The sequence below is a fragment of the Microcoleus sp. AT3-A2 genome, from assembly GCF_036705685.1.
Taxonomy (GTDB): Bacteria; Cyanobacteriota; Cyanobacteriia; order Cyanobacteriales; family Microcoleaceae; genus Microcoleus.
The window spans coordinates 24,843-40,481 of sequence record NZ_JAUBVF010000003.1 but is presented as its reverse complement, the minus strand read 5'-3'; the positions used below and the strand labels follow the sequence as shown (position 1 = coordinate 40,481).

At 45.4% G+C, this 15,639-nt stretch carries 10 protein-coding genes and 1 tRNA gene; all 11 read right to left on the bottom strand.

Going from position 1 to position 15,639, the window contains the following annotated elements; translation table 11 throughout:
• Positions 1-140: 140 nt before the first annotated feature.
• The 11 genes from QUB37_RS03095 to QUB37_RS03045 all read right to left on the bottom strand — a co-directional run bounded on the left by QUB37_RS03095 (position 141) and on the right by QUB37_RS03045 (position 15,509).
• Entirely contained in the window at positions 141-851 is a 711-nt protein-coding gene (locus QUB37_RS03095) for a hypothetical protein (RefSeq protein WP_333158989.1), read from the bottom strand.
• A 29-nt stretch (positions 852-880) separates the two neighbouring features.
• On the bottom strand, positions 881-1,558 hold the full coding sequence (locus QUB37_RS03090; RefSeq protein ID WP_333158987.1) for an actin-binding WH2 domain-containing protein: 678 nt from the start codon (positions 1,556-1,558) through the stop codon (positions 881-883).
• Positions 1,559-1,973: 415 nt separating this feature from the next.
• Positions 1,974-2,044, bottom strand: a tRNA-Gly gene (locus QUB37_RS03085).
• Positions 2,045-2,187: 143 nt separating this feature from the next.
• Positions 2,188-4,242, bottom strand: a complete 2,055-nt coding sequence (uvrC, locus tag QUB37_RS03080) for an excinuclease ABC subunit UvrC (protein WP_333158985.1) — start codon at positions 4,240-4,242, stop codon at positions 2,188-2,190.
• Between the two features lie 116 nt (positions 4,243-4,358).
• On the bottom strand, positions 4,359-5,111 hold the full coding sequence (locus QUB37_RS03075; RefSeq protein WP_333158983.1) for an amino acid ABC transporter ATP-binding protein: 753 nt from the start codon (positions 5,109-5,111) through the stop codon (positions 4,359-4,361).
• 49 nt (positions 5,112-5,160) lie between these two features.
• A complete protein-coding gene (locus tag QUB37_RS03070) occupies positions 5,161-6,360 on the bottom strand; it encodes an amino acid ABC transporter permease (RefSeq protein ID WP_333158981.1) in 1,200 nt (399 codons plus the stop codon).
• 22 nt (positions 6,361-6,382) lie between these two features.
• The gene (locus QUB37_RS03065) at positions 6,383-6,982 is read right to left on the bottom strand and encodes a hypothetical protein (protein WP_333158979.1); all 600 of its coding nucleotides are present in this window, start codon (positions 6,980-6,982) and stop codon (positions 6,383-6,385) included.
• A 48-nt stretch (positions 6,983-7,030) separates the two neighbouring features.
• Positions 7,031-8,245, bottom strand: a complete 1,215-nt coding sequence (locus tag QUB37_RS03060; RefSeq protein ID WP_333158976.1) for an ABC transporter permease subunit — start codon at positions 8,243-8,245, stop codon at positions 7,031-7,033.
• A gap of 208 nt (positions 8,246-8,453) precedes the next feature.
• Positions 8,454-9,539 carry an amino acid ABC transporter substrate-binding protein gene (locus QUB37_RS03055; protein ID WP_333158975.1) on the bottom strand — a complete coding sequence of 362 codons (1,086 nt, stop codon included), beginning with the start codon at positions 9,537-9,539 and terminating at the stop codon, positions 8,454-8,456.
• Between the two features lie 326 nt (positions 9,540-9,865).
• The gene (locus tag QUB37_RS03050) at positions 9,866-10,084 is read right to left on the bottom strand and encodes a hypothetical protein (protein WP_333158973.1); all 219 of its coding nucleotides are present in this window, start codon (positions 10,082-10,084) and stop codon (positions 9,866-9,868) included.
• 316 nt (positions 10,085-10,400) lie between these two features.
• Positions 10,401-15,509, bottom strand: coding sequence for a PAS domain S-box protein (locus QUB37_RS03045; RefSeq protein WP_333159315.1), 5,109 nt, complete (start codon positions 15,507-15,509; stop codon positions 10,401-10,403).
• Positions 15,510-15,639 lie beyond the last annotated feature (130 nt).

Sequence of the window (15,639 nt, the reverse complement as noted above, 5' to 3'; positions counted from 1 at the left end):
TCAGAGGCGGGCAGGATGCCCAACCCCTACTCCCCACAAGAAAATTAAATTTTTGTGGAACAGGCATCCTGCCCGTTCTTGAGCATGGTGCAATATCTCAGTTACTACTTTTACTACAAACCAGGAAATCTCCAGCAACTCTAACGCCCATTTTGCAACTTTCTTACCTCTTTGTGCACGCTCATTCCAATTTCCAAAGCCTCATTTAGCAATCGCCCGTATTCAGTCGCCCGATCGCTCACATCCACCGCCATCAAAGCAGCCAAATTACTTTCAATATTAGCAAATAGCTCGTAACGGCGACCGATAAATTGCTGATTTTCCCTGAGAATTCTCTCTGTTTTCAAAGCACATACTAAACTTTCTCTAGTAATTGTTAATGCTTCAATTGCATCTCCTCGGTTAATTAAATTGGCTTGTAAATTGCCAGCATCCGTTAGGCGATCGATAATATCTAAAGCCTGAATCACCTCATGATACTTCTCAACTTCATCCAGCAGACCCGCTAGCGTTGCCAGAGGTTTTGCCTTAACCCATTTATAGACATTCCAAGCAACAGTAATCGCCAGCGACCAACCCAAAGTTAGTTGTAAAACACGGACAAATATGTCTGAATCGCTAAATAAACCAACATTATGTTTATTAGCCAGTAAAGCAACAGGCAGCGAAACAACTAATGTCACGCAAAATATCAGCAACTCATTCACCAAAAGAGAAAACAGCTTTTTGCCCTCCCGGAGTGCAGCAGGTCGGTAAAAATCCGCTGCAAAACCGTCGCTCAAAGCTATTCCGCTCAAATCCTCCAACTCCTTCTCAGGAATTTTTAACTGTTCCAAATCCGCTTGTATCACTCTTTAAAAGCTCCTTAAATAGGGATTAATTACGATCCTCCCAGAGACATAATTGATTGCCACAGACTCATATAAAAATTGCTTTCTCGGTCTCGGAACAGTTGAAAAGCCATTCCCGGCGACCCAAAAAACGGTCTCAGCGTCCATCCCAACTGAGTACCAACAAACGCATAGAGTCCCAACCAAAAGCGCAAAATATTTAGTCTGATATCTTTGCCTTCGGCATCTTGTTCGGACAGAAAGTGCATTCCTTGATAAATGAAACTTACTCCCAAAAATCCTGTAATTGCCATTATAGCAACATTCAGCAACAGATAAAAATTGTAATTGGTACTGCTTATGAGGAAAAACAAACTAACAGGTGCAAATCCAAACAGCAAAACGCTAATCATCGCCATCGCTGTCATCAACAATGTCAAATACTGCTCAAAAGTTCGTTTTGAACCAAACATGACATTAAAAAAGTACAGTGTGGGAAAGCAGATAATCAGCGTCAGCAAGTAAAGTGCTGGCAACTTAATTGCTGAAACCAGACATTGCATCCACGTACTAGAGGCACCTAATATTGCTCCGTAAATGCCAAAAAATACGGTACTAGAAATCAACAAACCGAAAATTTTAGATTTGAGCTTGACACCTTGGCGAATTTCTTCGAGAAACTGTTGCCGTTCCCGTAGCAAATACATTACTACTGAAAAATATTTCACGGGTTCTCCTTGTGACTGATGCGACTCCGAATCAGTCATAACTCAAGCTGAGTGCGCTCGGCAAGCTTGTCAAATTAGGGCACTCTATGTTAACCCATTATTCTTGTACCCAGCTCACCACAAGGTGAGAGGTGGAGGCGTTTTGAGAGATACTTGCAAAGCTAAACGGCTCAAACTGAATACAGTTATGCTTTGTATTCAATTTGTATTCATTCGTCTCCAAATTGTCTCCACAAAGGGCGATGGGGTAGTCATTTGATACTCAGTTTGGTCGTTCCGTAGTCAAATCGTAGTCATTTTGTATCCAATTTCTAGTCAATTTCTAGTCAACTTGAGTTGTCACAAAGCGCAAAAAGCAGCAATAAAAAACCTCAAACCGTTGATTTCTAGTTGGTTTGAGGTTTTTGTAGGCGTAAGCGGGCAGCGGGAATCGAACCCGCATAGTTAGCTTGGAAGGCTAAAGTTTTACCACTAAACTATGCCCGCGCACAGAAACTAAACATACCACACGTCTCTGGGAATTGCAATAGGCCTGTGCAAAATTTTTGAATACCTCCCTCCCGCTGGCTGAATCGGGACTTGCGACCCGATCGCGCCTACAATCCCCGTCTCCGATGCTGGGTAAGGCTTTACGGATGGAAATAATCGTAAATTTGCTGCGCCAGACGCGGGCCAATCCCAGAAACTTCTGCCAACTGTTCGGGAGTCGCTAAACGGAGGTAGTCGATCGACCGAAAATGTGCTAACAATTGTTTTTGTCGGTGGTGTCCCAATCCGGGAATTTCATCAAGGCGCGATCGCTTCATTCTCTCGCTTCTTCGATCGCGGTGAAAACTCACAGCAAACCTGTGCGCCTCATCCCGCACCCGGCGCAATAATTGTACTCCAGGCTGCTCAGAATTAGTTGACAGTGGCAAAGATTCCCCCGGCAAAAATATCTCCTCTCGCTGCTTTGCCAAACTGACAACGCGCAACTCTTCTAGCAAATTCATCTCCCGCAAAACAGCCACAACTGCTGACAGTTGACCTTTGCCGCCATCTATCATAATTAAGTCGGGTTTGTCGGAGATAGTACGAGAAACTGAGGATAAATTGCTGATTTTTTCCGAATTTCCTAAATCGCTAAATTCTTCTTCCTTATTCGTTCTATCCGTTAAATCCGTTATAAAATCCGTTGCCGAACTTGCTTCTTCCTTCAATCCTCGGAATCGGCGACCGATAACTTCTGCTAAACTAGCAAAATCATCAGAATGACCCGATTTAATTTCAGGATTTTTAATTTTGTAATGGCGGTAGTGTTGATTAGCGGGCAAACCGTCAATAAATACGACGCGGGAAGCTACGGCGTCAGAACCTTGAATGTGAGAAATATCGTAACCTTCAATGCGGCGAGGAACTTCAGGCAAATCGAGGATTTCTGCTAAATCTTCCATTGCTTGAGAATTGCGATCGCTCAATCTTTGCATTCTCGCCAATTCATACTCAGCATTGCGTTCCACCATCTCAATCAACTCAGCCTTAGTTTGCCGCTGCGGCGTCAAAATCGTAACTTTTCGCCCCTTACGGTTGCTTAACCAATCTGCTAATATTTCCGCTTCTGGCAATTCGTACTGCACAGAAATTTCGCTGGGAATTTCTACGGATTCGACATTTTGATAGTGTTCTTCCAACACCCGCTGCAAAATCGCTCCGGCCTCTACCCCCCCTCGTTCTCCCCCAAGGCTTGGGGGGGAGGAAATAGAAAGTTGAGATAACTCTTGCCCCTCCTTGGCAACGGGGGGTTGGGGGGGTATTTCCGCCATAAATCCCAATCTTCCGACCAATTGACCGGCGCGAATTTGGAACAATTGAACGCAAGCGTGCTGACTATCTGCCGCAAGTGCGATCGCATCTCTGGAAACCGTATCGTCGGGCAAAGACACTTTTTGACCCGCACTCAAAGACTCCAAACCCTTAATTTGATCGCGAAGGCGCGCCGCAGTTTCAAAGTTTAAATCTTCGGCAGCTTGTTGCATTTGCGGCTCCAGGATATCGAGCAATTCCTGAGTCCTTCCCTGGAAAATCATCGCTACTTTTTGGATGATTTTTCGATATTCTTCAGGCGAAGTTAAACCTTGACAAACGCCAACGCAGCGCCCGATGTCGTAGTTCAAACAGGGACGGTCTTTAAACAGCGGTTGAGGGCGCTGCCGCAGGGGGAAAATTCGCTTAATTAAATGCAGCGTACTCCTCAGCGCCCCTGTATCGACGTAAGGGCCGTAATAGCGGTCTTTTGCACTTCCTGCGCGGCGTTTGCGGGTGATAAAAATGCGGGGGTATTCTTCCGACCAAGTTATGCACAAATAAGGATATTTCTTATCATCTTTGAGGAGGACATTAAAGTAAGGTTGGTGCTGTTTTACCAGATTTGCTTCTAAGGCCAAAGCTTCCGCTTCTGTGTCGGTGGCGATGAATTCAATTTCGCGCACTTGCTGTACCATCATCGCGATGCGGGGACTGAGATTTTGGCTTTCGCGGAAGTAGGAACGGACGCGGTTTCGGAGTTTTTTGGATTTGCCGATGTAAAGGATGCGATCGCTCTCGTCTCGCATTAAATATACACCAGGAACCGCCGGAATTTCTTTGAGGCGACTTTCTAGGCGTTCCGAGTCTTTAACTAACGGCAGAGTTTTTGTGGATGGCATTGCAAGCTATCTCAGCAAAATAGAGACTGATTGTACACTCTTTTATTTTACCTTAATTGTGCCGATTTGGACTGCTGCTACCGTCGCCAAACCCACCTATTAAACTGGAAAATCAGTTACAATATCTGAGATAAAAACTTGCGGGTGCGTTCTTCCTTCGGGTTCTGAAAAAACTCTTCTGGTTGGGCTTCTTCCACTAAAACGCCACTATCCATCAATACAATGCGATCGGCAACTTCGCGCGCAAACCCGACTTCGTGAGTCACCACTACCATTGTAATTCCCGTTTGAGCCAAATTTCGCATTACATCTAAAACTTCCCGCACCATCTCCGGGTCTAATGCTGATGTCGGTTCATCAAACAGCATAATTTTAGGCTGCATGGCCAGAGAACGTGCAATAGCGACCCGCTGCTGCTGCCCCCCTGACAACTGTCCGGGATATTTTTTTGCTTGTTCCAATATTCCCACTCTTTCTAACAGTTGCATCGCCACTTCTTCAGCTTTTTTCTTGGACCAGCGACGCACCCACACCGGCGCTAGCATGACGTTTTGCAAAACTGATAAGTGAGGAAACAGGTTGAATTGCTGAAACACCATTCCTACTTCGCGACGAATTGTCTCGATATTGCGTAAGTCATGGGAAAGTTCGATTCCGTCGATCGTAATTTTACCTTGTTGGTATTCTTCTAATGCGTTGAATGTGCGAATAAACGTCGATTTTCCCGAACCCGATGGCCCCATCACGACAACTACTTCGCCCCGGTTTACGGTCATGCTGACACCTCGCAGTACGTGAAATTGTCCGTACCATTTGTGGACGTTTTCTGCTATGATTACTTGTTCTGGGATTGTGGGTTTAGTTTCCATATTTTTTGTTTTTAAACCGCTGATGAACGCAGATGAACGCAGATTTTTTTTACCTTTGACCTACGCCTAAAGTTCGCTCTATTTTGCGGCTGGCTAGGGACATTGAGTAGCAAAATATCCAATAAATGATGCCGACGAATATGTAAACTTCGGCGTATCTGCCGATATAAGATGGATTAGCTAAAACTGCACGGGATATTCCGATTAATTCTAACATTCCGAATAGAGATAGCAGGGATGTATCCATAAATAATCCGATGAATTGACCGCCGATCGCAGGAATGACTATTCGCAATGCTTGAGGCAGTACAATGAGAATTGTGAGTAGGGGTGTATTTAGCCCGATCGACCTAGCTGCTTCTATTTGTCCCCTGGGCACGGCCTGCAAGCCACCGCGCACGTTTTCTGCCAAGTATGCTGCACTAAATAAGGTTAATCCAGCAATGGCTCTAATCACTCTATCCAATTTCGGATATTCGGGCGGCAAGAAGAGTTGCAGCATCACTTGACCTAAAAACAAAATGCCAATTAAGGGTAAACCGCGAATAATTTCAATGTATAATGTTGATAATAATTTCACAACTGGCAAAGAACTTTGTCTGCCGAGTGCTAGCAATACTCCCAAAGGAAAGGAAAGCACAATACTAATAACTGCTAAAAACAGCGTCAGCACTAAACCGCCCCAATCATTTGTTGACACTTCGGTCAAACCTAACCCGCCTTTAATTAGCCACAAAACTATTGGGAAGGAAAGAACCCAAATTGCAGGCATCCAGCCCATGATTTTTGGGTTAATTTGCCTTCCGATGACATAGCTGGCGGCGGCTGCGATAATAATTCCTAAGAGGTAGAGGCGAGAGGTTAGGTCGATCGGCGAAATGACCGCACCCACAACCGCAGCACCGAGTATAATTAGTAAAGGCGGATTCCAAAGACGTTCTTGCCGCTGAATGTTTCCCCAAGTTAATCCTCCCAACAAGGCAATTATCGCCGTTACTATCCACAGCCGCCAGTAGGATTCGCTGGGAAATCTGCCGACGAAAAATAGCGGCAAGTTGGCTTCTAATACGCGCCATTGAGCTTTTGTTGTTGCCCAAACGAGAATTCCTTTAATAGTTTGGAAGGCGATAATTAGGCAAACTAATGTCAGAATGCTGTTGTACCAGGTACTAAATAAATTTTTACGCGCCCAATTCCAAGGGGTAGGCGATTCGGTGGCTGGGGGCGGTAATACAGGTATTGTTTCCATTTTATTTGTTGGTTATTAATTATTAATTATTAATTGCACTGGCTAAAATACCTAAAATTTTATTAACCTCGGTGAGGTAATACTCGGTCAAATCTATTTCAATTACTTGATTTTTTAATCGGAGAAAATTCCAGATAGTTCCGCTAGTGACAGCGCCATAAATTGGCGGGATTTCGTTTCCTTGGCGCTCATTAAATATCCTGGCTGCCAACATTTCTGCGACGCACTGTCCCAATTCACTATTGAGATTTTCCGGTTTTGCTTCTACAATTATAATGACTGGTGCAACAACTAACAAAAGTCCTGATGAATTGCCAATTAGAAAATCGCAACTACCGTCTAAGCCTCTTTCGGAGTCAACATTAAAGTCAATACCGGAAAATAAGCTAATTCGATTTTGTAATTGTTCTCTAAGTTCAATTAAAATTGGTGCTGTAATCATTTCAGCGCGGGATTTCTGGGTGTTACTTGCCAGACCTAACGGTACACTGCGCTTGAGAGTTTCGGCTAGTAGTTGGCTGCATTCTAAGTTTGGTTCTTTGCCAAACAAATCGGCGACTTCCGAATACTTTAATTCAAATGTTTTGACTGCGCCCTCTAAACTAAAATCACTGTACGCCATTTTTCTATTTCCTTTGACCGCCGTTGTAAAATTTCCAACATTAACTCTTTACCTTTCCTTGATTTGTACAGTTTTATTGTACCAATTCATGAACAGAGAAACTATCAAACTAATTGTTAGATATGTTACCATGATAATTAACATTGCTTCGATCGCCCTTCCGGTCTGATTTAACGTCGGAGAGCCCACCACAAAGTAAACGTCGGGATAAGCAACCGCAACCGCTAAACTCGAATTCTTAGCTAAATTCAGATACTGACTGGTTAAAGGCGGCACAATCACCCGCAAAGCTTGCGGCAAAATTACCATCCGCATCATTGTTCCCGACTTCAGCCCCAAAGACTTTCCCGCTTCCCACTGACCTTTCGATACTGACTGAATTCCGGCCCGGACAATTTCTGCAATGTAACTGCCAGTATACAAGCTGAGTCCTGTCACCAGGGCTGCAAATTCTGGAGTTAATTTTAATCCTCCTTCGAGTTGCAATGCTGGTGTCAGGCGGGGAACATCTAGACGAAAAGGCAGATTTTTGGTAATAATCAAAGCTAAGATTGCACTCAGCCCGATCGCACCTAGAGCCCAAAACAACTGTCTTCCCGGCTTAGCTTCTTCCAACATCACCCGCGCCCGCCACATCCACAGCCCCGCCGCCGCCAAAACTCCGACAGTTAGCAAAATCACCCAAATCTCAAAACCCGGCAAAGCCACAGGCCAAGGTACAGCAATGCCGCGATTTGTCAAGTAAATCGGCCCCCTCATCTGCTGATTGTCTTCGAGTTTTGGCAGGGAAATGAAAACTGCAAAATACCAGAAAAATAATTGCAGCAATAACGGCGTATTTCGCAAAATTTCTACGTACAAACCAGCCAAACTTCGCAGCAGCCAATTGTCGGAAAGGCGCGCAATTCCTACCGTCAAACCCGCAACTGTTGCGAAAATAATGCCGAGACCCATCACCCGCAGCGAGTTGATTAAACCGACAAAATAAGCTTGCCTGTAACTGTTTTCGGGACTGTAGGGAATCACGCTTTCGCCGATGTCAAAGGATGCTTGGGAATTGAGAAAATCAAATCCAAATGCAATCCCCAGTTGCGAGTAATTGGCGCCCAGATTGTCCCCGAGAATAGCGATAACAACTATTACTAAAATTAGGGCGCTCGCCTGTCCGGCTATTTTCCAGAAGCGATCGTCCCGCAGGAGTTTTGATAGATCTTTAGATTTGGGCAATTTCTGTGATTTGCCCGGTTGAGGTTCTGGGTTCATAACTGTTTAATGTAGAGCACACTATACCTAACTTTAGCCTGCCTAAAATATCTTGTAGGGTGCGCCTAACAAGCACCTTAAAAGTCGGCTAAGCGCGGAGTACCTTGCTCTCTAAAGTATCTTGTTGGTTAACTGTTAACAGTCAACGGTCAACTGTCAACAGTTAACAGTCAACAGTCAACTGTTAACAGTCAACTGTTAACTAAAATTAACGGAACGGCGGCGAGTAAAGCAAACCGCCATCTTTCCAGAGTCTGTTTTGGCCCCGTTCTAACTTAAGTGTACTTTTGGGGCCGAGGTTGCGATCGTACATTTCCCCATAATTTCCGACTTTCTTCACAACGCGGACGGCGTAGTCGTTCGGGAGTCCCAAACCTTTACCTAAATCTCCTTCTGTTCCTAGCAAACGTTTGACGTTCGGGTCAGTAGTGCTTGCCACAATTTTGTCTACATTTCCTGAATTAATTCCCAAATCTTCAGCTTCAATCGTCGCAAAAATAATCCATTTCACCGCGTCCGACCATTTAGGATCGCCGCTTTTTACTGCTGGGGCTAACGGTTCTTTTGACATCACGATCGGCAAAACAACATTATTCTCCGAATTCGGCAGAGTTGTGCGCTTAGAAACAAGTTGCGATCGATCGGCAGTAACACCTTGACAGCGACCTTCTTGATAGGTAGCAAAGGTAGAATTCACATCTTCAAACACGACAGGAGTGTATTTAACTCCTATTTTTCGCATTTGGTCGGACAAATTTTGTTCGGTACTCGTACCCGTCTGCACGCATATAGATTTGCCCGCAAAATCTTTTAAACTTTTGATGCCGCTGTCTTTTTTGACCATGATGCTTTGAGAATCATAAAAGATCACCGGGGCAAATTCCAGTCCGGTAGTGCTGTCGCGACTCGCGGTGTAGGTAGTATTTCGGCTGAGAATGTCGATTTCTCCCGCCTGCAAAACTGTAAATCTATCTTTAGCGTTGAGTTTTCGGTACTCGACTTTTTCGGGATCGTCAAATATTGCCGCCGCGACAGCCCTGCACACATCCACATCCAGTCCCGAATATTTGCCTGTTTCGTCTACAAAGCTAAAACCCGGCAGTTCGCCGCTGATGCCACAAATCAGTTTGCCGCGGCTGACAATTGTATCTATCCGGCTGGAACCTTGTTGCGAGTTGCCGCCTGCTGCATTTGTTGCTGTTGTTTGTCCGGTTTGTGCCGATCGATCCCTACAAGATGCCAACGGTGCCACAAATAACACACTTGCTAGCAGCAGAAATCCCCATTTACGCATAGATTTTAATAGAACGCTTTCCTGACAATCCTACCTTGTAGCTGTCAGAACTGTGGCGATCGGCGATCTACACAGCCTCCGGTTTCAAATTAGCCGTTCTGCATCCGGTGCTGCACTGCGGCAAGTGCACCGACTACCCGCCTGTTTTTTTTGAGCAAGCTGGGAGTCCAAAGTTAGAAACCCGGTTTCTGGCTGGAGGGCTGGTCGTCAAACCTAAAATTTATCCCTGAAACCCGGTTTCTTTTCTGCTATTTCTGCCCAGCGCGAGCGATCATCGCCGTTCCCTGGAATATTTATCCGATTTTGATTGAATCCACTCACAATAGCTATGGTGCGAGCCGCTGCTCAGCTAAATCGCGGATTAGGCACAGCCGAGACTGGATGTATTCGTCCAACAAATCTGCTTCTTTGCCATTGAGCGCAGAGTTGCTCTTTAACTGCTTCAGCAGCCACTGTACCAGTGTGGCATCGTCTAAATTGACTAGCAGAGTAGCTTGGGTGGTCTCAATTAATGACCAGAGTTGGCGTAACATGACTGGAGTCATAAAACCTCGTTGAGCGTAAATACGCACTTAATGGGCGGGCATAGCGAAAAGGTGGTCTTGGTGTTTCAAGCCGATAGACGAAAAGCACCCTCATAACCATCGGCTTAATGATTATTTTATATTTGACCACAATAACTTAATACAGTAGTGTCACAAGTTACAACACACAAGATGTTATAAGAGTTGCCAATTCCTTCACATTGGGATAAATATCTTGATAAAAGATTAACAATCTTTACACGCGATCGCTTGCGGGGGCTGCCAAGAGCCGTGCGCGCTCGGGCCCGATAGCCCGGTTCAAAAGAAAATTGATTGACTACTCAGTAGCCACAAACTTTTGAACCCCCGCCAGAATTATTTCTAATTCAGCGATGATTTTTGTAGCCCCCTCCAAATCCTTAGATTCGGCCAGACTTTGAAGCTGATCTGCCATATCGGGCATTAACCGCACCGCCGCCGTAGCACTGACACCTTTAATTTGATGAGCGTGACGCGCCAGTGCCTCCATATCTCCCGAGGCGATCGCCTCCTTAGCAGCTTCTAAATAACTACCAGTATCCACCACAAAAGCTTGCAGTATTTCCCGCTCAAACTCTAAATCAGCGCCCGAAATTTCGTGCAAACGTGCCATATCGACTACCGATTCGATATCTGGCTCAGAATTTTGAAGTTCCTCCCCATTAAACTTGGGAGTTTCAATTTTTAGCTTGGCCGACCAATTTGCTAGTACCGATTTTAACTTTTCGATCGCAATAGGTTTGCTAATATAATCATCCATGCCCGCCGCCAAACACTTTTCCCGATCGCCCTTCAAAGCATTCGCCGTCATCGCAATCACCACCGTCTTTTGATGCGGCTCCATCGAACCAGCCGCAGCATTTGTCGCTTCCCGGCGACGCAATTCCCGCGTTGCTTCGTAACCGTCCAAAACCGGCATCTGACAGTCCATCAACACAATGTCATACTTTTTCAGAGCAACCATAGATAGCGCCTCTGCGCCGTTATTCGCGACATCCGCAGTGCATCCCAAAACTCTGAGTTGATTGAGACCAACTTTTTGATTTATTGGAGTATCTTCAACTAACAAAATCTTTAAACTTCCTAACTCCCGGTTTTCAATAGCTGAGGCTCGATTGGACGTTGGATTTGCCTGCGACTCATCAATCAGCGTCATTGGGGCGATCGCATTTGCCAAGCAATCAAATAGTCGGTGAGCTTTCACAGGTTTAGTTAAATACCCGCTAAAACCGCTATCTACCAAGCGTTTCGCCTCTGCAAGCTGAGTCATTGAAGTCAGCACCACCCACTTTGTCTGCTGCATTGCCGGCTCAGAAATCCTCAAGCGTTCGAGACTTCCCGCCACCATTTCCGGCAACTGAATATCAACCAAAACGATATCGTAAGGGGAATTAAGGCTGACAGCTTTGTACAGAGATGCGATCGTCATCCAACCGTTTTCCACCTCCTCAACTTCCATTCCCCACAAAACAGCCATTCTCACTAGCACTTTTCGCACTGTCGGCTTGTCGCTAGCAACTAACATTTTTCGCCCCGCCAGCACCGTTTCAAAATTAACTTCGCACGCTGTGCCGACAGCAGTTAAATTATCCGTAACTGTCGGCACAGTAAACCAAAAAGTCGAGCCTTGGCCAGGGGTACTTTCCACACCGATTTGGCCACCCATTAACTCCACCAACTCCTTAGAAATAGCCAGCCCCAAACCTGTGCCACCGTATTTTCGTGTCGTAGAGGCATCAACTTGAGTAAAAGATTGAAACAGCTTTTTTTTGTCTTCGGAAGCAATCCCAATTCCTGTATCTGTCACTTTAAACAGCAGGAGCATCGAGTCATTGTTTTCTACTGTTTTTAACGGTTCGATATTCTCTAAAATTTTCTGATTCTCGCTAGCTGCCAACACCCCAGGATTACTAGCATTAGCAACCTCAATTACCACTTCTCCTGCTTCTGTAAACTTAATAGCATTGTTGATCAAATTAGTGAGTATTTGCCGCAACCGCGCTGCATCACCTTTAATTTGCAGCGGCACGTCGCTGTCAATCAGTGCCACCACTTCTATACCTTTTTCTTGCGCGGGAGTTGCCAACAAATCCAGCACTTCATTCACACAGATGCTGAGGTTAAATTCGATTGTTTCTAACCGCATTTCTCCTGCTTCCAGTTTGGAGAGATCCAGAATATCGTTAATAATGGAGAGTAAATTTTGGCCGCTGAGTTTCAGCGTCTGCACAAAGTCAATCTGTTCGGGAGTAAGATTCGTTTTCAGCAGCAAATCAGTCATCCCCATCACTCCATTCATCGGAGTACGGATTTCGTGACTCATATTTGCTAAAAATAGCGACTTCATTCGAGACGCTTCTAGGGCTGCTTCTCGGGCCTGCTGCGCTTGTTCAAAAAGAGTAGATTGCTGAATGGCGATCGCCAACTGCACGCTCAACCTTCCCAGCAAATCCATCTCAGAATCAGTCCAAACACGCGGAGCGCTGCACTGATGGGCAATCAGCAATCCCCACAACCGATTTTGGCTCGTTTCCAAACTTCTTCCCGGCAGTTCACTTCGAGTTTCCGGCGAATATTCGGCTGCCAAACCCTGACTTTCATCGCCTATAAAAATTGGTACAACTACATTAGCCCTTACCTGCAAACTAGCAAGTAAATCTCGGTGTTCCTCGCTCAAATTGGCAGTATAAATATCTGCCATTGCTTGAATTGTTTCTGCACTGTACAGCCATACATAACTTTCCCCAAAGGAGGTTCTTTGAACTTTTCTTCCCAGCAGGGGCATCCAATCATCCCCTACAGATTCCACAACCACAATCGCTGTTTCCTCGGAATCAAAACGATAAATTACCGTGCGGTCAGTTGCCAGCAACTGCCGCACTTCTTGTACAGCAGTGCTCAGAGTTTGAGTGAGGTTGAGAGACTGCCGGACTCGCTGGGCGATCGCCGAAACTAGCCGTTCTTGTTCTGCTTGTTCCTGCAGCATTCTCTCAGCTTGCTTGCGTTCGGTGACATCGCGAATTACCGCAGCAAAGCACAGCGGTTCGGTGGTTTGAGGGTGCTTGACCAGAAAAGCATTCATCGCAACATCAATGGGTTGTCCGGTGGCCAGGTGCTGCATTTGACCTTCTCCTTGCCACTGGCCATGACTGATAATTGTTGGTAAAATCTCTTGACTGAATTTCTCTTGAAAATAGGGCCCAATATAATCCCAGATCTCCGTATAAAGCACTGCCGAAAGATTCTCTACACCCACCAGTTTTCGTCCGGCTTCGTTGACAAACAGCGTTTGGCCTTTTAGAGTAGCCATACCGATAAAATCGCTGCTGTTTTCAATCAGCGACACAAATTTTTGCCGTTCTTCTTCTCCTTTTTTCCGTTCGGTAATGTCGCGCTTGACGCAGACGTGACAAATTACATCATTGGCGTTGTTAATCACAGAGTATGCCGCAACGTCGATCGCCAGCGTCTGGCCTTTTTTAGTGCAGTTAGTAATTTCGCCCCGAAAACTTCCAGTTTTCGCTAAACTTTGAGCAATTGCCGAAAAGCGCTCCCCCGCAACCAGCGGCGAAGCTTCTGCATCTAATTCCGCGTCTGTGTATCCTAGAAGCGTTTGGTGAGCAAGATTTTGTTCGAGGAAAAACCCGTCAGCATCAATAATGACGATCGCATCGTTGGAATTTAAAAATATTTCTCGGTAAAGTTTTAATTTTTCCTCAGCTCGCTTACGTTCGCTGATGTCCCTTTTGACATTTACGTAGCAAACTACATCCCCAGCATCATTTAAAACCGCAAAAGCCGAAACCTCCACCTCAACTGTTCCTTCTTCCACAGCCTTAATACAGGTCATTTCGCCTCGATAACTCCCTGTTTCTGCCAAGCTTTGCATTACCGAGGCAAATACCTGTTCTCCCATGTGATTTGCCGGGGTTTTCCCCCACAATTTCGATGTACTGTAACCCAGCAAAGCCGTGTGAGCTTGATTTGTTTCTAAGTAATAGCCTTGGGCGTCTAAGATCGCGATCGCATCGTTGGATTTCAAAAAGATTTGTTGATAAAGTTGCAGCTTCAGTTCAGCTTGTTTCCGGGCGCTAATATCCGTGAACAAGCCGTAGTAAACTATCTCTCCCGATGGTTGGAATTCTGGCTGGGAAGCTCCTTGCACCCATTTAAGTTTTCCCGACGGAGTGACAATTCTTCCTTCCCACCGCCAAGGCTGCAAATTTTCAGCAGAAAGCGTCACCGAGTTGAGAAAATCATCTCGATCTTCGGAATGAATCATGTCAACAATTACATTAAAATTCTGCTGAGCAGCCTCTGGTTCTATTTCATACAATTCTCGGCAGCCCGCGCTCACAAACGAGAAGGCCATCGAGCCGTCTGGATTCAAATCAATTTGATATACCGTACCGGGTACGCTAGCAGTAATTTTTTGCAGTTTGGCTTGGCTTTGATTCCTGGCTTCATCTGTGGCCTGCAATTGACCAATCTCTCTAGAAAAACCTAAAACCCCAAATATATTACCCTCTGCATCGCACAGTGGCACTTTTTGCGTGTCAAAGATGTGCTGTTTGCCACCTTCAAAGACGATCGCCTGGTAGGGATTGCGAACCTTCTCCCCCGCCAGCACAGCTCGATCTTCCTCGCGGATGCCCCTAATTTGGCCGTTGCGATCGCCAAATACTAATTCGGCTGAAAACCCTAATTCAATATCATCTTTGCCGATAATTTCCTCAACATTTTCCCCCAAATATTCAGCAAAACTTTGATTGACAAAAATGTATCTAAAATTTCTATCTTTCGCAAAAACTCTGTCCGGGGCCTCGTCGATTACAGCCCGCAACAATAGTTCTTGACTTTCCGAATCCAGAGCAAAATTATTTTGAAGTTTATCCTTGACCCGGCTCGTTTTAACTGCTAAAATATTTAACTGTTTGGCACAAATTTGAGCGACTGTGTGGAGCAAACAAAGGTGTTCCAAATTAAAAGCAGTTGCCTGCTCTGCACCAATGAAAAATACTCCCAACAATTCTTCACTTTCATCCGGGTTGGCTGGTGCCATCAAGACCGACTGAAACTCAGCAATTGGTGGCGGAGCGATGTTGTGCGCCCAGTCCCGATTGCCAGCGAGCCATTCAGCGCGAGCTGCCTGCAAGCGCCCTTCAATTTCTGCTTTGGCGCTAGCAGTTAAGGGCTGTAAGTGTTGCAGGTATAGTCGATCGTCCGGTGGCGTCAAAATTGCGATCGCCGCGCCAGCAATCAGGCGATCGAGATATGCCAGACACGCAGACCAAATTTCATCAGCACTGAGAGCGGCTTGAACTTTTGCAGTAAGTTCATTGAGAACTTGCAGTTCCAAGGTACGCTGGCGGACTTTTGCTTTGAGGCTGGCGGCTAGGATTTGCATAGTGCTCACCACACTGGTTTGCTTATATTATAATAATTATTGATTTTCAAATTTTTGTAAACAATCATTTTAAAATATATCCGACGAAAAGACAACGGTTTTATATTGAAATTACCTTCAACCGATAAAA